This is a genomic window from Bacillus sp. M6-12, assembly GCF_002860285.1.
Taxonomy (GTDB): Bacteria; Bacillota; Bacilli; order Bacillales; family DSM-1321; genus Peribacillus.
On sequence record NZ_PGVF01000021.1, the window covers coordinates 1 to 18,243 of the forward strand.

Annotated in this window: 23 protein-coding genes; 3 read left to right on the forward strand and 20 right to left on the reverse strand. The window is 38.3% G+C overall.

The window, feature by feature from the left end:
• The 11 genes from gvpT to gvpQ all read right to left on the reverse strand — a co-directional run.
• Nucleotides 1-1,186 (reverse strand): YtxH domain-containing protein (gene gvpT / locus CVD28_RS20700; RefSeq protein ID WP_101596059.1); only part of this gene is annotated, 1,186 nt, incomplete at its 3' end.
• A 12-nt stretch (nucleotides 1,187-1,198) separates the two neighbouring features.
• Nucleotides 1,199-1,525, reverse strand: coding sequence for a gas vesicle protein (gene gvpJ, locus CVD28_RS20705; RefSeq protein WP_101596062.1), 327 nt, complete (start codon nucleotides 1,523-1,525; stop codon nucleotides 1,199-1,201).
• A 25-nt stretch (nucleotides 1,526-1,550) separates the two neighbouring features.
• The gene (locus CVD28_RS20710; protein WP_101596065.1) at nucleotides 1,551-1,835 is read right to left on the reverse strand and encodes a gas vesicle protein K; all 285 of its coding nucleotides are present in this window, start codon (nucleotides 1,833-1,835) and stop codon (nucleotides 1,551-1,553) included.
• A complete protein-coding gene (locus CVD28_RS20715; RefSeq protein ID WP_101596067.1) occupies nucleotides 1,801-2,076 on the reverse strand; it encodes a gas vesicle protein in 276 nt (91 codons plus the stop codon). The genes CVD28_RS20710 and CVD28_RS20715 overlap by 35 nt, the downstream gene beginning before the upstream one ends.
• Nucleotides 2,077-2,090: 14 nt before the next feature.
• Nucleotides 2,091-2,897 (reverse strand): GvpL/GvpF family gas vesicle protein, encoded by an 807-nt coding sequence (locus CVD28_RS20720; protein ID WP_101596069.1) that lies wholly within the window; start codon nucleotides 2,895-2,897, stop codon nucleotides 2,091-2,093.
• Between the two features lie 13 nt (nucleotides 2,898-2,910).
• A complete protein-coding gene (locus tag CVD28_RS20725) occupies nucleotides 2,911-3,165 on the reverse strand; it encodes a gas vesicle protein GvpG (RefSeq protein ID WP_101596072.1) in 255 nt (84 codons plus the stop codon).
• Nucleotides 3,165-3,932: a GvpL/GvpF family gas vesicle protein gene (locus tag CVD28_RS20730; protein WP_101596075.1), complete on the reverse strand. Its 768-nt coding sequence runs from the start codon at nucleotides 3,930-3,932 to the stop codon at nucleotides 3,165-3,167. The genes CVD28_RS20725 and CVD28_RS20730 overlap by 1 nt, the downstream gene beginning before the upstream one ends.
• Before the next feature lie 21 nt (nucleotides 3,933-3,953).
• Complete coding sequence (gene gvpN, locus CVD28_RS20735; RefSeq protein ID WP_101596077.1) at nucleotides 3,954-4,868, reverse strand: gas vesicle protein GvpN; 915 nt, start codon at nucleotides 4,866-4,868, stop codon at nucleotides 3,954-3,956.
• Nucleotides 4,869-4,892: 24 nt separating this feature from the next.
• Nucleotides 4,893-5,159 carry a gas vesicle protein GvpO gene (gvpO, locus tag CVD28_RS20740; protein ID WP_101596079.1) on the reverse strand — a complete coding sequence of 89 codons (267 nt, stop codon included), beginning with the start codon at nucleotides 5,157-5,159 and terminating at the stop codon, nucleotides 4,893-4,895.
• A gap of 64 nt (nucleotides 5,160-5,223) precedes the next feature.
• Nucleotides 5,224-5,490: a gas vesicle protein GvpJ gene (gene gvpJ, locus CVD28_RS20745; protein WP_101596082.1), complete on the reverse strand. Its 267-nt coding sequence runs from the start codon at nucleotides 5,488-5,490 to the stop codon at nucleotides 5,224-5,226.
• A gap of 46 nt (nucleotides 5,491-5,536) precedes the next feature.
• Nucleotides 5,537-5,983 (reverse strand): gas vesicle protein GvpQ, encoded by a 447-nt coding sequence (gene gvpQ, locus CVD28_RS20750; RefSeq protein WP_101596084.1) that lies wholly within the window; start codon nucleotides 5,981-5,983, stop codon nucleotides 5,537-5,539.
• A gap of 161 nt (nucleotides 5,984-6,144) precedes the next feature.
• Between gvpQ and CVD28_RS28275 the strand changes: the two genes are divergently transcribed.
• Nucleotides 6,145-6,366, forward strand: a complete 222-nt coding sequence (locus CVD28_RS28275; RefSeq protein ID WP_180954256.1) for a hypothetical protein — start codon at nucleotides 6,145-6,147, stop codon at nucleotides 6,364-6,366.
• A 14-nt stretch (nucleotides 6,367-6,380) separates the two neighbouring features.
• On the opposite strand, the gene CVD28_RS20755 is transcribed toward CVD28_RS28275, so the two are convergent.
• The gene (locus tag CVD28_RS20755; RefSeq protein ID WP_257985941.1) at nucleotides 6,381-6,941 is read right to left on the reverse strand and encodes a gas vesicle protein GvpP; all 561 of its coding nucleotides are present in this window, start codon (nucleotides 6,939-6,941) and stop codon (nucleotides 6,381-6,383) included.
• A gap of 51 nt (nucleotides 6,942-6,992) precedes the next feature.
• Nucleotides 6,993-7,238, reverse strand: a complete 246-nt coding sequence (gvpJ, locus tag CVD28_RS20760) for a gas vesicle protein GvpJ (protein WP_101596087.1) — start codon at nucleotides 7,236-7,238, stop codon at nucleotides 6,993-6,995.
• Between the two features lie 516 nt (nucleotides 7,239-7,754).
• On the opposite strand from gvpJ (CVD28_RS20760), the gene CVD28_RS20765 reads away from it, so the two are divergent.
• The gene (locus CVD28_RS20765; protein ID WP_101596090.1) at nucleotides 7,755-8,459 is read left to right on the forward strand and encodes a DUF421 domain-containing protein; all 705 of its coding nucleotides are present in this window, start codon (nucleotides 7,755-7,757) and stop codon (nucleotides 8,457-8,459) included.
• A 90-nt stretch (nucleotides 8,460-8,549) separates the two neighbouring features.
• On the opposite strand, the gene CVD28_RS20770 is transcribed toward CVD28_RS20765, so the two are convergent.
• The 4 genes from CVD28_RS20770 to CVD28_RS20785 form a co-directional block, all read right to left on the reverse strand.
• Nucleotides 8,550-9,818: a cytosine deaminase gene (locus tag CVD28_RS20770; RefSeq protein WP_101596093.1), complete on the reverse strand. Its 1,269-nt coding sequence runs from the start codon at nucleotides 9,816-9,818 to the stop codon at nucleotides 8,550-8,552.
• Nucleotides 9,815-11,089: a cytosine permease gene (codB, locus tag CVD28_RS20775; RefSeq protein ID WP_101596095.1), complete on the reverse strand. Its 1,275-nt coding sequence runs from the start codon at nucleotides 11,087-11,089 to the stop codon at nucleotides 9,815-9,817. The genes CVD28_RS20770 and codB overlap by 4 nt, the downstream gene beginning before the upstream one ends.
• 343 nt (nucleotides 11,090-11,432) lie before the next feature.
• On the reverse strand, nucleotides 11,433-12,806 hold the full coding sequence (locus CVD28_RS20780; RefSeq protein ID WP_101596097.1) for a hypothetical protein: 1,374 nt from the start codon (nucleotides 12,804-12,806) through the stop codon (nucleotides 11,433-11,435).
• Between the two features lie 173 nt (nucleotides 12,807-12,979).
• A complete protein-coding gene (locus CVD28_RS20785; protein WP_101596100.1) occupies nucleotides 12,980-13,690 on the reverse strand; it encodes an N-acetylmuramoyl-L-alanine amidase family protein in 711 nt (236 codons plus the stop codon).
• Nucleotides 13,691-13,914: 224 nt separating this feature from the next.
• Here CVD28_RS20785 and CVD28_RS20790 point away from each other — a divergent pair, with 224 nt between their 5' ends.
• A complete protein-coding gene (locus CVD28_RS20790) occupies nucleotides 13,915-15,567 on the forward strand; it encodes a glycerol-3-phosphate dehydrogenase/oxidase (protein WP_101596102.1) in 1,653 nt (550 codons plus the stop codon).
• A gap of 156 nt (nucleotides 15,568-15,723) precedes the next feature.
• On the opposite strand, the gene CVD28_RS20795 is transcribed toward CVD28_RS20790, so the two are convergent.
• The 3 genes from CVD28_RS20795 to CVD28_RS20805 form a co-directional block, all read right to left on the reverse strand.
• The gene (locus tag CVD28_RS20795) at nucleotides 15,724-16,461 is read right to left on the reverse strand and encodes an amino acid ABC transporter ATP-binding protein (RefSeq protein ID WP_101596104.1); all 738 of its coding nucleotides are present in this window, start codon (nucleotides 16,459-16,461) and stop codon (nucleotides 15,724-15,726) included.
• 17 nt (nucleotides 16,462-16,478) lie between these two features.
• Nucleotides 16,479-17,246, reverse strand: a complete 768-nt coding sequence (locus CVD28_RS20800; protein ID WP_101596107.1) for an amino acid ABC transporter permease — start codon at nucleotides 17,244-17,246, stop codon at nucleotides 16,479-16,481.
• 63 nt (nucleotides 17,247-17,309) lie between these two features.
• On the reverse strand, nucleotides 17,310-18,143 hold the full coding sequence (locus tag CVD28_RS20805; RefSeq protein ID WP_101596110.1) for a transporter substrate-binding domain-containing protein: 834 nt from the start codon (nucleotides 18,141-18,143) through the stop codon (nucleotides 17,310-17,312).
• Between the last annotated feature and the right edge of the window lie 100 nt (nucleotides 18,144-18,243).

The window sequence follows — 18,243 nt, forward strand, 5'->3', positions numbered from 1 at the left end:
TATTCTCTTCGTTCTCTTCCTCAGCATCTGCTCCTTCATTGCTTTCTTGGTCTTCTTTTAAGTTGTTGCTTTTATGTTGAGATTCTTGAGAATCCTCTTCCTTCTGATTGTCTAATAGATTTTCATCCTCTGAGCTAGTATGCTCGTTTGATTCATCATCCTTTTGACTAGATTCAGATGCTTGGCTCGTAACTTTTTCTTGAAGCACTTTTGATAAAAGCTCTTCGATATTGCCTAAGCGGTCCTGGAGTTTTTCATTTTCTTTTTTTAATGACTCGTAATCTTTTTTGGCTGATAGTTCATTATGACTACTATTGCCTTCTGACTGTTTCTCCTCATTGTTTTCTTGCCCTTCAGATTGAGGTTTTTCACTATCCTCAGCTGTATGAGTTTGCGCCGCTTCATTATTCTCTTGATTTCCCTGTGATTCTTGGTTATCTCCCATGCCTGCTGTTTCTGAATTTCCTTTTTCATAGTTCTCTTGGTCGTCTGTTTTTGCTTGTGTTTCCTCCTCTTGTCCATCTTTTTGAGATTGCGATCTTTCACTACCGCCTCTTTTCTCATTTAAAGGTCCCTGCAGATATGATTGTGATTTTTTCTCATCATCTTGGCCTTTTGATTCAGATTGACCGGCTTCTTCTAGTTTTTGTGGACTATCATCCTCATTCTTAAGTTCATTTAAAGTTGTCGACTGTTTGGATCCTTCGTTTTCTTGATCTTTTTTTTTACCCTCGCCATTTTTTTCTTGAATTAGCCTAGTGAGCATTTCTTCCAGTCTATCTAATCGCTCATTAACACTGCCATTTTCATCCTTTGATTTCTGTTCATTTTTACTTTTAGTGCCTGTTGATAAGCTCGTTTCATTTCCGGACGATTTTTCCTGATCGTTCGAATAACCCTCTATTGCAACATCTTCTTTTTTATTAAATAACTTACCAGTTGAGTTTTTAATAGACTCGACTGCTTTTGCTGACTTTTCTTTAACTGACTGGCCCAAGCCAGATCCTGTGCTTTTTAATTTATCCGGACTGATATTCCCGATAAGTTTCTTCCCATTCTCAGGAGTTGCCAAATAGCCAACTGCCGCCCCAATCAGGCCTCCTGCTACTGAACGCCTAATTGAACCGCTATTTGAACCATTATTAGTTTTCGTATCCTTAGTTTGAGTATTTGCTGTGTTTTCCATTGTTACCTCCTATTAATAGTTGAATTCGGTTGAATTTAATCGATTTGTGGACATGCTCTTTTCAAGAGATTCGAGTCTTTCATGAAGTCTCTTATTTTCTTCTTCAAGAGCTTTTGTAGAACTATCATTTGCTTTAGAAGTTAAATAGGGATCTGTTTCCCACCAATCCATACCAATTTCCTTTGCCTTATCAATAGACGCCACAATCAGGCGTATTTTGATAGTTAAAAGTTCAACATCAGCAATACCTACCGTGATATCGCCGGCGATAACTACCCCTTTATCCAGTATCTTCTCAAGTACGTCTACAATCGTACTGGATTGCATGGAATGTTCCATTTGAAGTCCTCCTTGCTGATTTGTATTAAAGTAAACTTCCTAAAGGACCAAGGTCGATATTCAAGTCTTCAGCATCCAGGCCAAAAATTTCTTTCAATTCTTCCATTTTTTCTTCAAGATTCGCTAGTGCCTCGCCTAAATTTTCAATCTGCTCGTCTGTCAGAGTTCCGCCTTCTACACGCCTAATCGCATGCCGTTCAACAATTTGCCTCAGCAGCTCAATGACAGTTAAAACTAACTGTGCTAATCCGTGCTCTGCATTGTCAGGGTCTAAATTAATTTTTCCATTTGTTTGGCTGGCCGGTTGCATCAATTAGCTCCTCCCTCTGTCTGTCAAATTGTTGTGAAGATACAGCTTTACGATTGCCCTGCTGAGCCTGAACAAGAGATTCCACAGAAGCAATTAGTAATCTTAAATCTAAATAAACTAAATCAACGCCCGCAATGGAAATGACTAAATCTGCTTTTATAGCAACACCCTTATCAAGGATGACATCCAAAATATCAATTAATGCGATATCCTTATTTTCTATCGTTTCTCTTAGTGACATATTCTCGCCCTCACTTATGAAAAGCTAGAAAAATGGTAGGCTGGCCACGGACCTGAAGCCTCAAACTGCCAGCCTGTTTCCCTCATATCCTTTTCATATTGCTGGATATGTTCCAAAAATTTCTCTACTTCAGATTCGGAAATAAGATATACACTATTCCAAGTCATATGATCCTTTCTTCCGGTGACGTCATTGCTCCACGTTCTTTTTACGTTTCCTTTAAGAGTAAACTTTTTCAAATGCAGATGAATTTTTTCACTGATTCTGTTTTTTTCTTCTTCAAGTTCAGAATCTATTATTTTATCCAGCTTCTTCTTTTCGAAAAATTGTTTACCCTTTGGCAGCTGGCTAATTTCTTCTCTCTTTGCTTCTATTGCTGGATTGTTCTCGCTCACTTGTTTTTTTAATAATTGGTCATCACAGTAAATCTTTAAATTCCATTCTTCATTCCCGGTTATTAAAGCAAAAGTCTCTGCCATTTTTGATTCATTAGATTGAACAGCTGTCTCCAAACTTTCTTGTCCTGTATATAAAGTACAAAACTTCAATGGTATAATTGTGAAAATTTTTGATAGCTTCATTACCGTTTCATGGTGGTGAAATGCCTTTTCCTGAAGCCATTCCATATCATTATTAATCCGGTCTTTAATACTTTCCTCCGAGTAATTTACTGTGTCCAGACTGCAAACAATAGCTGTTATATTTCCGATAGGAATCTTGTATAAATCTCCTTTACCATCGAAGCCTTTTGCATCTGGAAAAGATTTTTCAGTCGCTTCTTTCGTTGGAACTAAGCCATATAAATAAATTAAATTGTCCATGCTTTAACTGCCCTCACTTCTTCTTTGTCATCTGTTCCCATTGCTCCATTTCCATGCGCTTTGCAATTTCGTATCTCATGATCAGCTCTTCTTCCTTGGTCTTATATGCCTCTTCAGAAATATCCTCTAGCTCATACATCATTTGCAGCTGGATCAGCTTTTGCTGAATGGTAGGAAGGTCGTACAGCTCTTTATCTGCCTCTTCTTTTATCTTTTCACCAATTTTGATTACTAGGCTGATAGGGGCGGATACTAGTTTATGCAGCATCAGGCACCCTCAACTTTTAATCTGATGTTCACAAAGTTATAGGCAGCCCAAGGTCCGCTGTAGCTGAACTCCACCTTATCCTTCCATTTCTCATAAATCTCATTTACTTTTTGATCAAACTCTGCCTCTTTGTCCCGATCTACCAGAAAAGCGGCATTTAATAGCATTTTTTCCCCTATAGGCTCATTAGTCTTTGAAGCTTCCGTTAACTCTTTTAGCGGGTTAAATACATCCTGCTCTACTTCTTGCTTCAAAGAGCCAACGAGTTTTTGGGCAACTCCGCCTAATTGAATTCTTTCATAATAGCTGGCTGCCTCTGACTTGCCCTGAACTGCTTTAGCCATCTTCTCAAATTTCGAATTCTCTTTTACTTGCGATTCGAGCCACTCTTTTTTTCCTATTACCTTTAACCCAAGCTCAACCTTTCCTTTTATTGCAGGGAAAAGTTTTTCAAATTGCGGATATAAGTTTTCCAGCAGCACACCTACATCTTCCTTTGAGTGGAAAATATTACCGAAACTAACCGGAATGACTGTCTGGTTCTTTTTCATTACAAGGGAAACAGCATTTTGGTGCATCAGTAAATTATCTTTATTCGGATGATAAATTTTCATTGGTGCCTCGGCAGCAACAATAGCGGCATCTTTATACCGGATCGTAAACAGTTCTTTTTTTTCTCCTTCGATTTCTATTTCCCCAAAGTTTTCATCCGTTTCTGTCTGGATTCCGCAAAAAATATAAATACCTGCCGTTTCTTCATTGCTCATAATAAAACTCTCCTTTTTTCCTCAATTAACCTTCATATTACCGCATGCTTTTATAATCAATTTTTCTGCTGTTTTAACAGGTTCATCAGATTCTATGCACCGGCTTACCTGATGGCCTAATATATCTATACATAGACGCAAAAAGGATGGATTTGAGCCATCTATTGGAATGTCATCTTCTGCAGCCAGCTTTGCGATCATTAAAGATGCCCGCAGACTTGGCCCGCTATCCTCCTTACATTCCTTTCGCAGTTCAGCTACAAGGGAGGTAATGGCTGCTGCCTGCTTCCTATCAATATTCACTTTTTCTGAAACAATAGCAGCCTCACGCTCTCGATCTTTATGATCGATAAAAATAGTAATGAGCCTATCAAGCAATGCGTCCTGGGTTTGATAGACTCCTGCGTATTCATCAGGATTGCTTGTGAATATTACTGCAAAGTCAGGATGAACACGGACAAAAGGTTCGGTTAATTTTGTGCCGTATAATGGGAGGATTCCTTCTTCTAAGATGGATAAAAAGATATTATTAGTGGTTGGCCGTGAACGGGTAAACTCATCATAAACGAGAGTGTAGCCATTCTTTACTGCCTCTAGCAAACGCCCATCCTTCCATGTCTCTGTCACACTTTCATCCCTTTTATAAACAGAACGAATATAGTTATCGACAATTTTTTTACTCGTATATCCGGTAAAATCACCAATTAAATCTTTGTTGTTTAATTCATGATTACCATGAATGAGCATGACGGGCCGCTTTCTTCTTTTTGCCAGAGCGAGAGCCAGAGAGGTTTTTCCTGTTCCAGAGGGGCCTGTCAGATGGATAGGGTAGCCAGCCTTCAAATATTTTAATGCGCGGGAAAGTAAGTCTTCTGTTTTTTCATCCTGTACAATTTCTCTAGAGTTCTTGTTGATTTGTTTCTTTAAGACTGTCACTATTCTACCTCCTGATCCCCACGTCTACCCTTCATACTTAATCGAACTTCTGTATCGGATATCCCGCCTTTTATAGGAAGTTACTTCCTTATCCTGATTTAGATAAACATCATAAACGCCGAGCATTTCATCTTTTGCATATTTCTTCATATATTCCTTTTCCTCAATAACCTCTACAGTCAGCTTCCAGCCATTGTTATCACTTTCTTCGACAGAGGTTATTTTATGGACAGGGGCAACGAATTCATTGAAGAATTCAGTCACATTTCCCATAATCTTTTTAATTTCCATTTCGGCCTCCTGCTAAGTCATGGCAGGCCAGGGGTTTGTTTACCCTGGCTTGCCTCTTTTACTTCTAAATACTAAAACGGGCATTGCTTCTCTCATTTGACTGTTCCGGAAGCCCGTTTTCCTCAACTTCATCCCGGAGCAATCCAACAGCCTCTGCGTAACGAAGCCAAGTATCCACACTGGCAATAACCACCCTTGCTTCAACTGTTAAAATTTCAATTCCGACTACCGAAACTCTAACAAATGCATCGATAACAATCCCTTTATCTAAAATTCGGTCAATAACCTCTGCCAAGCTGGAACTATCTGTACTTTTTTGAACTGCTGCCATTCCTGCATTCTCCTTTCATACTGACATTTAAGAATCTATCTTAATGTCATTTTGAGGATTTGATATTTTCATAGCTTTTGATTTTCGTAGCACCCTTAATATCCTTGGACGTTTTGATATTGCTGATGCCTTTAATATTTTTTATGCCCTTCACTTTGTGGTCATCGTCATTTTTATTTCTTGAAGAGACCTTTTTTTGTAGTTCTTCACCGGCTTCAACAACTTTGCCCAGCTTTTCTCTGGCAGAGAGTAAAACACTCTGAGTTTTTTCTTTCGCTTCTTCTGCCTTATCATGGAGATTATCTGCGAAATCATCTCTGGCATGCTCGAGATTGTCTCTAAATTCATTCGCTTTATCCTGAACATGCTCCACTATTTTCTCTTTAGCTTTGTCGGCCACTACTTCTTTTACTTTTTCCTTTATTGGCTCCGGAGCATGCTCAATTGCCCCTTTCGCCACTTTTCCAACGGCTTTTTGTATGTGTTTATCCATCTAATCCCCCTTTGGGTTCATAGTAAGAAAAGCGAAAGCACCCTGATTAATAAACGTCAACTAAGGTCTGCGTCTGGTAGGGTTGTAATCTAAGTCCGTTACAACCTCCGTCCTGTTGCCGCCAGCACTAGCATCCTTTCTTATCTTTAGGATTTTTAATCTTGGCTGTTGATTTCCGCTCTAGTGGCGGTTCGGGAGCCTCCTCGGCGCTTTGCGCCTGCGGGGTCTCACTTGACCCGTTATTCCCGCAGGACATTGAATTGGCTTCCTTGAAAAAACACCGCACGAAGGAAATGCGAAGCATTTTTGAGGAGTCTCACGCCTTCCGCTCCAATGACATAGTGGCAAAATCAACAATTAGCTTTAACATAGCCTATTTTTAAGAAAGGACTAGGCATTACTTGGACTCCACCAAGTCACCCAGCATTTTTTCTATTTTTTGAAGGCGCTCATTTAAATTTTTATTCTCTTGCTTGATTTCCTCGTACGGTTGGCTTTCCCCACCCGAATTGTTGGATCCGCTATTTTTTGGAGAAAGCAAACTTTTCTCGATTTTGGTTAAATAACCCGAAGCTAACTGCTTCACGCTATTTTGTGCTTGACCTGCCAGAATTTCCTGAGCCGTTTTTCTAAATTCCTGGCCTGTAACTTTTACAAACTCTGATTCACTTAAGCTTTTTATGACTTTCTTGCTGGTTCTCCGATTAGCAAACAATCCAATACCTGCTCCCACCACACCGCCAAGTATCGCCAGGTTAATAGAATAATTAGCTCCTTTCTCGTCAGTTTGGTTATTGTTATCAGTCTGTTTGTTATCTACTGTTGGCTTACCGTTTTCAGTCTGCTTACCCTCTTGAGTTTGCTTACTGTTTTCAGTTTGCTGTTTCTCTTCATAATTCTTAGTTCCTTCGTTATTTTCGTTTCCTGCCTTATTTTCATTTACTTCTTGAGATTGCATTTTTATATCCTCACCTCATTAATAATTTCTTCATAGTTTCTAGTTTCTATTCTAATAACTTAATTGTGGAGTTTGAGTTTGCTCTTTTTTAACACCCTCATCACTTAATAATCCAACAGCCTCTGCGTATCGCAGCCATGTATCAACACTGGCAATGACCACCCGAGCTTCGACTGTTAGTATTTCTATACCTACAAGCGAAACCCTAACGAATGCATCAATCACAATTCCCTTGTCTAGAATTCTGTCAATTACTTCTGCCAGGCTTGAACTATCTGTACTTTTTTGGACACTCATGTCTTTGTCTCCTCTCAAATTTTTGATTTTACGGGAGGTTACTTGGACAACTTTATTTTTGCGGGCCTAGTTTGTATATACCTTCTGTGCTCTCACCTAAACGAGGAGTCTATGACCAGTAACACCAGGTTTTATTCAGTATTCCAGTACTTTCTAATTATTATATTGGAATATTAATAATCATTGCGTTTTCAAAACCTTTATTAATCCTATTTTTATGTTGCTAATTTTAAAAAGAAAACCAAACGGAGGACTCATATTCTTTCCGTTTAACGGTATTGATTTAATAAAAGGCGTTACTTAAGTAACGGGAAATATAAATGAATGCAGATTTATCTAGGCAATCCTGAAATAGTCTAGCTTAAAGGAGTTATAGCCCTTCATTACAATCTTAATTAAGTACAAAAGTAGCCATTCAATATGGCAAAAGTCGGTCTTTTTGGTTAGTTGTGTTTAATAAAATAACATGCGTGTAACACTAAGTAGCAGATTATTGGGTTAAAGGATGTGTCTTACATGGATTTTTTTCATAGCCAGGAATCACTCACTGCCATTGAGTGGGTTCTTCGCGGTGTTGTTTCTTTTTTCTTTTTAGTGATAGTTGCAAAAGTATTAGGTCAGCGTGCCATCTCCCAATTGCGACTTATTGATTTCGTTATGGCTTTGGTGATAGGAAACATTATTGCCCATCCGTTATCTGACGAACATCTTGGGCTAAAGGGTTCTGTCATTACTACCAGTGTATTAGTATGCTTATATTTGGCCGGGATTTTTATGACCCTTAAATGGCCATGGTTTAGAAGGCAAATTAATCATGTACCAATCACTATTGTTCAAAATGGAGAAATCCTTTATAAAGGTTTAAAAAAAGCAAGAATCACGCTTGATATTTTATTGGAAGAATTACGGGAAGAAAAAGTAAAAGATGTGAAAACAGTAGCTCTAGCGATTTGGGAAGCAGACGGAAGAATATCTTTCTTTTTGGATCCAAAATATGAACCTCTTACTCCTGCTTCTCTCCAAATAGAAACAGAGCCCTTTGACTTTCCGAGGACGATTATTAAGGAAGGGAAATTAAATTCCGAGGAGTTAAAACAAACTGATAAGGACGAAGGATGGGTCGTCTCCAGATTAGAACGTATATATCAAACTGAAGTAAAAGACGTTCTGCTTGCTACCCTTGATAAGAAAGATAACCTGAAGATTTTTTTATATAAATAAATCTAAAGAGGCTTAAACCACCCCAGTTTGGGGTTGATTTAAGCCTTAACCATAAGTATAAAAAACTGAAGCTTTCAGGTTTTATTAATATTATTTATTAAACGTAACTTTCTCCGATGTTTCCCCAAGAGTAATTGTCGTTGCTCTTGGCTTAGTTTCCGCAATAACTTCTCCATTTCGAATTGAGTAAAGGACAGAAGCTTGTTTCCGAATAGCCTCGTATTCATTCTCAGCTTCTAATACAATTAGATTTGCAGGTTTCCCTTCTTCAATTCCGTAGATATCTTCAATGTGCAGCGTTTTTGCACTATTTTTGGTAATCAGGTCGATTGAATTTATAATCTGCTCGTAGCCCATTAATTGAGTGATATGAATGCCCATATGCAGTACTTGCAGCATATTGCCTGTTCCAAGCGGATACCACGGATCAAAAATATCATCATGGCCAAAGCAAACGTTTAGTCCTGCCTCTTGCAGCTCCTTTACCCTTGTAATTCCTCTTCGTTTTGGATAAGTATCAAAACGCCCTTGAAGATGGATATTTACTAACGGGTTTGCTACAAAATTAATTTTAGACAATTTTAACAGTCTAAATAATTTGGACGTATAGGCATCGTTATAAGAAGCCATTGCAGTTGTATGGCTTGCCGTTACACGTTCTCCCATACCAAGACGATAAGCTTCGGCTGCAACCACCTCAACAAAACGGGATTGCTCATCATCGATTTCATCACAGTGAATATCAACCAATCTGTCGTATTTTTCTGCAAGTTGAAACACTGTTTTTAGTGAATCCACTCCATATTCTCTTGTAAATTCATAATGTGGGATTCCGCCGACAACGTCCACTCCCATTCTGAGTGATTCTTCTAACAATTCTGGCCCATTAGGATAGGAGAGAATACCGTCCTGAGGGAATCCAACAATTTGTAAATTCACAAAACGTGACATCTCTTCTTTTACTTCTAACATTGCTTTTAAAGCAGTTAATGTTGGGTCCGTTACATCAACGTGTGTCCGAACATGCTGGATTCCCTGGGCAATTTGCCATTTTAACGCCGTTTTAGCTCTTGTCTTAACATCCTCGATCGTCAGGAATTCTTTTCTCTCCGCCCACCTTTGAATTCCTTCGAATAATGTTCCGCTTTCATTCCAGTTTGGTTCACCAGCAGTTAACGTTGAATCTAAATGAATATGCGGTTCAACAAATGGCGGAAGAACTAAACTTCCTTGAACATCAATAACTTGTTGACCGTTGCTATTTTCTACCGTTTGTGCAATTTTTTCTATTTTTCCTGCTTCGATAAGGATTTGCCAAAGTCCATCCTTATTTCTAAGCTTGGCATTTTTAATAATCATGCTTCAGTCACCTTTTCTACTTTAATCGCTGATTTAGATTCGGCAGCTTTTTTAACTGCAAGGGAAAGTACAACATATATTAGTGCAGCACCGATCAGGCCATTTAACGGCGGGATGCCAGGTAACAACTTGGCTGAAGCTGCTCCGGCTGCCCAAGCTATCAAGGCACTCCAGTTTATTGATTTAAATTTCATATTTTCAAAATCCTTATATTTTCCACGGTTTAGAATGAAGAAATCCGCCATAATTATCGCCCCGATTGGCGGAAGTGCAGCTCCCAGCAAAGTAAGGAATCCTACAAAGTTGTTGTATAACCACATCGCCAGTACTGTTCCAATGATTCCATTAAAGATAACTACCTTACTCTTTTTGATTTTCGTAATATTTGAAATACCTAAACCAGAAGCGTAAATTGCATTATCGTTTGTAGTCCAGATATTTAACCCTAAAACGATAATGGCCGGGATGATTAATCCTTGTAAAAACATAACTTCAGAAATATCTGACTGTCCTGTTGAGATGGCACCAATTGCCCCAAAGAAAAACATCAAGGAGTTTCCGATAAAAAATGCAATTACTGTTGTAATGACACCGTTTCTTTTTGTAGAAGCAAACCGGGTAAAGTCTGGTGTTAATGTTCCCCCGCTGATAAAGGATCCGACACAGATTGTTAAGGCAGCAGCTATACTAATTGTTTCTGCTGGCTGATGCTGCATAAGGGCCTGGAACCCCCCAAGCGTACCAACTGCCTCCAGAGCTGAATATCCTCCAAGCGCAATAATTAACGGTATTGCAACAAAACTTAAAATGGCCAAAGCCTTCATTCCAAAAAACGCAGTTCCTGTCATCATCAATCCTGAAACAGCAACCAGTACATACGTATCAATGCCTGTAACCTTTTGAACCGGAACCGCAAACATGGCTACGCCAACACCGAACCAGCCTACTTGTGTGGCACTAAGCAAGAAAGATGATAAATAAGAACCTTTTTCGCCAAAAGCGTAACGAGTCAATAAATGTGTGGAAAGACCGGTCTTTGCAGCGATATAAGCAAGTGCGCCTGTATAAAAACCAAGAATTAAATTACCCGCCAGCACTACCAAGATAAATTGAGGCATGGATAAACCCAAGCCTAACGTTCCGCCAGATAACATGCTAGCTGAGAAGAATGTAAAACCCAGCATAACTACAAGCATTCTCCAAAATCCATTGCGATGAGCTTGCGGCACTGCCTGCAATGAAAAATCTAAATCTACCTTTTTCTGTTCCATGAAAATTCCTCCTGTTTTAGATAAATCTAAAACTGGTACCGAAAAGGATTCGATATTAACCTTGCAGAGAAAATAAAAGAGGCTTCCTGTCATTACTGACAGGAAGCCTCTTTGTGCATTGGGAAAATGGGTATAACTATAACCCAAAATTTCCAGCATATTTCCGCTGTCCTTGTCAGCCTCACGGGACTGAATTAAAGGTACCAGTATTTAATTAACACTATTATTGCAGTAGATTTATTAATTGTCAATGTGTAAATTGGTTAAAAAATTATCCTGAAAACGTTTTATTACTTATCGTACTTCTTATAAAAATGTTTTGGACTTCTTTGTATCTTTCTCTTCATACTACTCTACTTACATTTATATCCTGCAATAAATTACGCTCTCTAAATAAATGGCTTTCTTTTGCTAAGGCAATCAAACCGGCACTGCTAGGATACAATAGTTCTCCATCTAGCATTTTAGGTAAATCGTTCACTTTAACCATCTGGAAGTCAGTACCTTCAAAATTAATTTTGAAGTTTTTCCTTATAAATTCAGGATTATCGATTACTAAAACAAAAGAAAGTTCTGGCCGAAGAGATACTATATCTGTCACATTACCTAAAAACTCTAATTGGGCATCTCCATTAATTAAAAGGTTTTCTAATTCAACAATATCTGGATGTTTATGAATTATCTCATTTACATCGCCGTGTTCATTGGCTTCGAAGTCTTTTCCATTAAAAACCTCTTCAATTAATTCCCTAAACAAAGCTAGCTCAATACTGAAATTTTGTTCGATTATGTATTTATTTGTTGTTTGTTCTTTCTCAAATATTTCATACCCGCCGGCCGGTATAATCTGCCAGTAATTCGGTTTAATTGCTACATCTTCTGAACGCTTAAATATAAGTGTCCGGTAATCCTGGATTTTAGGGTCAAAACATACAATCATCATTTGCACACTTAATAAAGAATGGCGATTACGTCCTTTTGTAATTACATCTAATTGAGTTTGCCCTTCATGAATCTTATTTCGATAGGGAAGTTTTTGAAGAATATCTTCCGATGATCTATCTGCTAAACTCTTACCCTTTTTAACAAAAATTTTATATAACTCATATTCTAAAATATGGCTAGTGCTTACCGTATGCTTATATTGGCATGTATTGGCTTTAAAACCCTGGATTTCTCCACCGTCTGTCAGCAGGTAATGATCTAATTCAAAGCCAATTAAATTTGGGCGTTTTATTGTGGAACTCATAATTTTAAAATAATATTGCTGCCCTTTATCCATTTTTAATTCTGGAACTTGAACTGTTTTTAATTCTGCAAACCCCGCCATGCTTTCATTAAAAGGATATTTATAATTAATTGCCGATCGTTGAATACTCACTGGATATTCCCTGCCAAATATATTTACAAAAGGGATCTCGGTATAAATATTCTTTAGTACCTTATGCTGCCACTCTACGAAATTCGGCTCAGTCGATTTAGAATAAAACTGATTTCTTTCCTTATCGTAACGATAATTCTTATCTTTTCCTTGCATATATTGGACGAACATTTTTAGTAAATTAATATCTAGCTCTCTCTTTACAATGCCATTTATTAATAATACAGCAATGATTCCCACCAGAATATTTCCTATTACGGGTTGTATATCAAATATATATTTAATAAAATGTCCGATTATAGGGAGTTCAAATAAATAATTTTGCATCTGACTCATAGATTAACAGCCTCCTCATAGTAATTATAGAAGAAATCCCAGTATTTATATAGGCTAAAAGTATTAACTAACAATTAAATTTATATAAGAAAAACCATATCTGAATAGATACGGCTTCTAAATAAGGTTATATCGTTTGTTACATATATGGAGCTTCGACCCTCGTTAAAAAGTCATCTAAAATATCTTTCAATTCCGCTTGTCATCCCATAAACCAGCTGGTTTTGGTAGCTGGCTGCAGATAATTTCCGATCTTCAGCTGCATTTGACATAAAACCCATTTCTACAAGAATGACTGGAGTTGTTGACCAATTAAAGCCCGTGAGATCAGATCTCGGCATTAAACCTGTGCCATAACCTTTTTTTGCTTTAGTTGTTTTTATTAAGTCATAAAGGACATATTCCGCAGCCTTTTTACTCGTTTTATTTACCTTTGTGGTAGATTTTCCAGTTGGATATAATACTGTAAGACCTTGAACACTCTTATTTGTGCTTCCATCTGCATGGATCCTGATTGATAAATTAGCTTTACTTTTATTGCAGTAGTTCGCACGCTGCACATTGCTAATATTAACGTTATGGCTTGTTCTTACCATATACACTTTATAGCCGTTTTTCTGTAAAGCATCACGCAGTTTAAGAGAAACCTCCAGATTTAGTTTATATTCAGGTTTTTTTGTCGCAATGCCCTGGGTTCCAGAAGAAACTTTTGTCTTGAGTATCTTGGAACCCGGTGAAATTGGCTCCTTACCAAGATTTTGCTTAGCCTGATGCCCAGCATCAATACAGATTGTCTTTTGCGGCATCACTGCTTTTCCAGTATTCACGCCAAGCTGACTAAAAGCCAACAAGAAAGTAATAAGAAAGAAGATTATTTTTTTCATCTAGAATCCCTCGGTAATATATTTTTATTCATAATTTATTATTTTAGTATATGACCCCTGACTACACAACCATTTTATGGAAAAAATCCTAATAATCTTAAAAGAAACAACTACATTACTAGACTAATTTTGGATAAATGCCATGGTATATGTTCTAGATTCAGCCTTTTAGGGGTATTGTTATTTGTGGTCTTTTTTCTTTTGTTTTGAAGGAGGCTTTTACTATGAAGTTTTCAAATCTTAATCGAACAGATATTGTTGAAAAACTGAAAAAGGAAACGTTTGATGTATTAGTTATAGGTGGCGGCATTACAGGTGCCGGGATTGCGTTGGATGCTTCTGCCAGAGGAATGAATACAGCTCTTGTTGAGATGCAGGACTTTGCAGCAGGCACTTCTAGCCGTTCAACTAAACTAGTCCACGGCGGTCTGCGCTATTTAAAACAGTTTGAGATAAAAATGGTAGCTGAAGTCGGAAAAGAGCGGTCAATCGTTTATGAAAACGGGCCACATGTGACTACACCTGAATGGATGCTTCTTCCCTTCCATAAAGGAGGAACCTTTGGTGCCTTTACCACTTCTATAGGGCTTAGAGTTTATGATTTTTTAGCTGGAGTAAAAAAATCTGAACGCAGAAAAATGCTAACTGTTGAGGAAACCCTAGCCAAGGAGCCTCTAATCAAAAAATCCGGCTTAAAAGGCGGCGGCTATTATGTTGAGTACCGTACCGATGATGCTCGGCTAACTATTGAAGTCATGAAGGCAGCGGTTGAGAATGGCGCCACTGCTTTGAATTATTCCAAAGTCAAAAATTTAATTTTTAAAAATGGAACGGTAATCGGCGTATTGGTTGAAGATCTTTTAACGGGGTCTGAATACGAGGTCCATTCAAAAAAGATTGTGAATGCAACGGGTCCATGGGTGGATGGTATCCGGGAAATTGACAACTCAAAGTCTGGAAAAACACTGAAATTATCAAAGGGAGTCCATATTGTCATTGACCAATCAAGATTCCCTCTTAAACAAGCAGTCTATTTTGACACGCCAGACGGCCGCATGGTCTTCGCCATTCCACGGGAGGGAAAAGCCTACGTTGGGACGACAGATACGTTTTATACCGGAGATAAGGTCGATCCAGAAATCACAGTAAGTGACAAAAGCTACATTTTAAGTGCGATTGAATATATGTTCCCGGAAATAAAAATAAGCGAAAAAGATATTGAATCAAGCTGGGCCGGATTGCGGCCGCTTATCCATGAAGAAGGGAAAGCCCCATCCGAAATTTCGAGGAGGGATGAAATTTGGGAATCTCAGTCATGCCTTCTCACAATTGCTGGCGGAAAGCTGACTGGCTACCGGAAAATGGCTGAAACAATTGTTGATTTACTTGCAGAAAAATTATCGGCTGAACAAAATCGAAGCTTCCCATCCAGTAAAACCAAACATATGCCAATCTCAGGAGGCCAGGTTGGAGGTTCAGCAAACTTCGGTAAATACGTAGAGTCTCAGCTTGAGAAAGGTGTTAAAGCAGGATTAAAAGAAAATGAGGCAAGAAAGCTTGCTTATCATTACGGTTCAAACATTTCAAAGGTGTTCGAACTCCTTACAGAGCATAAAGAAACAGCAGCCGCCTACAACATACCTTTGCCGGTGTTTGCGAAGCTGATTTATGCGATTGAGGAGGAAATGGCTGTTACACCACTCGATTTCTTCAACCGCCGGACTGGAGCTATTTTATTTAACATCCAGCTGGTAACTGAGTGGGCTCACCCTGTTATTGAATATATGTCGTCCAGGCTTCAGTGGAATGAAGAGCAAAAACACGCGTATACCATGCAGCTTAAACAAGCGGTGAAACATGCTTCATCGTTTAACTGATAATTCATTCCAAGACCGTTTTGCCCCAAAAGAGGCTGAGCCATAAATCGCTGAAAGACGATTTTTTGGCACAGCCTTAGTCTTTTTATTATCTTTACAAGCAGTCTATTAGAAACCCCTGGGTAAAATTTATTTTGGTATGTTACCATTTATATATTATTGCTTTAAAGTACGTTTTAAAAATTCTCTTGTGCGATCTTGTTTTGGATTGTTGAAGATTTGCTCCGGGCTTCCTTCCTCCGCAATAACTCCCTTATCCATAAATACCACGCGATCTGATACTTCCTTAGCGAATTCCATTTCGTGCGTTACGATTAACATCGTAAGTCCAGTTTCAGCAAGTTCCTTCATTACTTTTAGCACTTCTCCGACCATTTCCGGATCAAGGGCAGATGTTGGCTCATCAAATAACATCACATCCGGTTCCATCGAAAGTGCTCTGGCAATGGCCACACGCTGTTTTTGGCCGCCTGATAATTGCTTTGGTTTGGCGTTAATATATTTATCCATACCAACAACTTTCAAATATTTCATCGCTACTTTTTCAGCTTCATCCTTGGACCGCTTTAAGACTTTTATTTGTCCTACTACACAATTGTTTAGTACATTGTGATTGTTAAATAAATTAAATTGCTGAAACACCATTCCTAGCCTTCTGCGGTAGATGAAAATATCATGCTTGTCATCCAGAATATTTTCTCCATTATAAATAATTTGACCGCCGCTTGGTTTTTCTAAAAGATTGATACAGCGAAGAAGAGTTGATTTACCAGAGCCTGAGGAACCAATGATACTGACTACTTCTCCTTTGTTCACTGAAAAATCAATATCCCTTAACACTTCATGTGTGCCAAAGGATTTATTTAAATGCTGAATATCTATGACTTTTTCCATTTTCTCCCCTCCTTCTTCTATAATTTACTTTCAACAGTTTGATTTGCCGCTGGCACACCTGCTTGTATTTCCTGGCCAAGCATTGTGTAATTGTCTGGACCCTCTAATCTTCTTTCAAAGTAAAGCAGAATTCTTGTAACGATAAACGTCATGACAAAATAAATTATACATGCGACGAAGAATGACTCGAAGTATCTAAAATTGTTTCCTGCGACTGATTTTGTCATGAAATATAATTCAGATACTGAGATAACATTAAGAACGGATGTATCTTTGATATTGATGACGAATTGATTGCCCGTTGCCGGTAAAATATTCCGAATGACTTGCGGCAGGACAACATTGATCATCGTTTGAAAATGATTCATCCCTATCGCTTGTGCTGCTTCAAATTGTCCTTTGTCAATTGAAACAATCCCGCCGCGGACTATTTCTGCCATGTAAGCCCCTGTATTAATGGATACGACAATGACAGCTGCAACCATGACGTTCATATCTATTCCAAAAGCTAAGGCCGATCCATAATAAATTACCATAGCTTGAACAATCATCGGTGTCCCGCGGAAAAACTCTATATAAATAGAAAGAATGACATTGATCACTTTAAGAATAACCTTTTTTGCTCCACGTTCAGGTACGGGAATTGTACGTATAATCCCTGCCAATAAACCAATTATTGCACCCAAAACAGTACCAATTAGAGCAATAAAAAGCGTCATACCCGCTCCTCGAAGGAACATTGGCCAGTTTTCTGAAATGATCTGGACGATCCATTCTAAACTCATTTTTCTCCCCCTTAAATCATCATAAAACCGACTGCAACAAATACAGCCGGTTTTATTTATTCTTTATTTTGCTGCTGGTTGATTCTTAATAGCGGCATCCATTAAAGCAGTTCGTTCTTCATCTGAAATCTTCGCTAAAGTTTCATTTATTTTTTTCGTTAAGTCACTGCCCTTTTTAAGTCCAACAGCGGTGTTTGTATCTTCTTCTGATGCTTTAAATCCATCTTTAAATTCGATCATTGCAAAATTTTCGTTTGCAGCTGAAGCACTAATGCCTTCAGGACGTTCTGAAACATATCCATCAATGGTTCCTGATTCCAGAGCCACTCTCATTGCCGGGAAGTTGTCCATTGCAGTTTGTTTTGAGACACCTTTAATTTGATCGATTACAGAGTAGTGGAACGTATTTAATTGGCCCGTTACCTTTGCACCCTTGAAATCTTGGATCGAAGTAGCTCCTTCGTACTTTCCACCTTTTTTAACCACCATAATCAATTGCGATTTATAGTAATTGTCCGAGAAATCAATGGTCTTTTTGCGTTCTGCTGTTGGTGACATCCCTGCAATAATCGCATCAATTTTACCTGAAGTTAAGGCTGGAACAAGGCCATCCCACTCGGTTTTGACAATCACTAATTTTTTACCTAAACCATCGGCAATTTTCTTAGCGATTTCTACATCATAACCGCCCGCATATTCTGCAGTACCTTCTATTTTCACACCACCATTGGAATCATCCTTTTGAGTCCAGTTAAATGGCGCATACCCAGCTTCGAGACCTACCTTAAACGTATCATCCTCTGATGACCCAGAAACTGACTTATTTGATCCGCACCCAGCCAGAACAACCATAGCTGAAAGCAGCAATACTAAAAATAATGATGACTTTTTTCTCATGTTAGTTCTCTCCTCCTAATTTTACAGGGCATTTTAATACAACAAAAAACGACCTGAGATAAACTCAGGTCGTATATTGAATAACAGCCCTAAAGTCTCT

Coding starts and splice junctions, on each gene's coding strand:
- gvpJ (WP_101596062.1), bottom strand. CDS start 1,525: ATGGAACATTCCATGCAATCCAGTACGATTGTAGACGTACTTGAGAAG.
- CVD28_RS20710 (WP_101596065.1), bottom strand. CDS start 1,835: ATGCAACCGGCCAGCCAAACAAATGGAAAAATTAATTTAGACCCTGAC.
- CVD28_RS20715 (WP_101596067.1), bottom strand. CDS start 2,076: ATGTCACTAAGAGAAACGATAGAAAATAAGGATATCGCATTAATTGAT.
- CVD28_RS20720 (WP_101596069.1), bottom strand. CDS start 2,897: ATGGACAATTTAATTTATTTATATGGCTTAGTTCCAACGAAAGAAGCG.
- CVD28_RS20725 (WP_101596072.1), bottom strand. CDS start 3,165: ATGCTGCATAAACTAGTATCCGCCCCTATCAGCCTAGTAATCAAAATT.
- CVD28_RS20730 (WP_101596075.1), bottom strand. CDS start 3,932: ATGAGCAATGAAGAAACGGCAGGTATTTATATTTTTTGCGGAATCCAG.
- gvpO (WP_101596079.1), bottom strand. CDS start 5,159: ATGGAAATTAAAAAGATTATGGGAAATGTGACTGAATTCTTCAATGAA.
- gvpJ (WP_101596082.1), bottom strand. CDS start 5,490: ATGGCAGCAGTTCAAAAAAGTACAGATAGTTCCAGCTTGGCAGAGGTT.
- gvpQ (WP_101596084.1), bottom strand. CDS start 5,983: ATGGATAAACACATACAAAAAGCCGTTGGAAAAGTGGCGAAAGGGGCA.
- CVD28_RS20755 (WP_257985941.1), bottom strand. CDS start 6,941: ATGCAATCTCAAGAAGTAAATGAAAATAAGGCAGGAAACGAAAATAAC.
- gvpJ (WP_101596087.1), bottom strand. CDS start 7,238: ATGAGTGTCCAAAAAAGTACAGATAGTTCAAGCCTGGCAGAAGTAATT.
- CVD28_RS20765 (WP_101596090.1), top strand. CDS start 7,755: ATGGATTTTTTTCATAGCCAGGAATCACTCACTGCCATTGAGTGGGTT.
- CVD28_RS20770 (WP_101596093.1), bottom strand. CDS start 9,818: ATGATTATTAAAAATGCCAAGCTTAGAAATAAGGATGGACTTTGGCAA.
- codB (WP_101596095.1), bottom strand. CDS start 11,089: ATGGAACAGAAAAAGGTAGATTTAGATTTTTCATTGCAGGCAGTGCCG.
- CVD28_RS20780 (WP_101596097.1), bottom strand. CDS start 12,806: ATGAGTCAGATGCAAAATTATTTATTTGAACTCCCTATAATCGGACAT.
- CVD28_RS20785 (WP_101596100.1), bottom strand. CDS start 13,690: ATGAAAAAAATAATCTTCTTTCTTATTACTTTCTTGTTGGCTTTTAGT.
- CVD28_RS20790 (WP_101596102.1), top strand. CDS start 13,915: ATGAAGTTTTCAAATCTTAATCGAACAGATATTGTTGAAAAACTGAAA.
- CVD28_RS20795 (WP_101596104.1), bottom strand. CDS start 16,461: ATGGAAAAAGTCATAGATATTCAGCATTTAAATAAATCCTTTGGCACA.
- CVD28_RS20800 (WP_101596107.1), bottom strand. CDS start 17,246: ATGAGTTTAGAATGGATCGTCCAGATCATTTCAGAAAACTGGCCAATG.
- CVD28_RS20805 (WP_101596110.1), bottom strand. CDS start 18,143: ATGAGAAAAAAGTCATCATTATTTTTAGTATTGCTGCTTTCAGCTATG.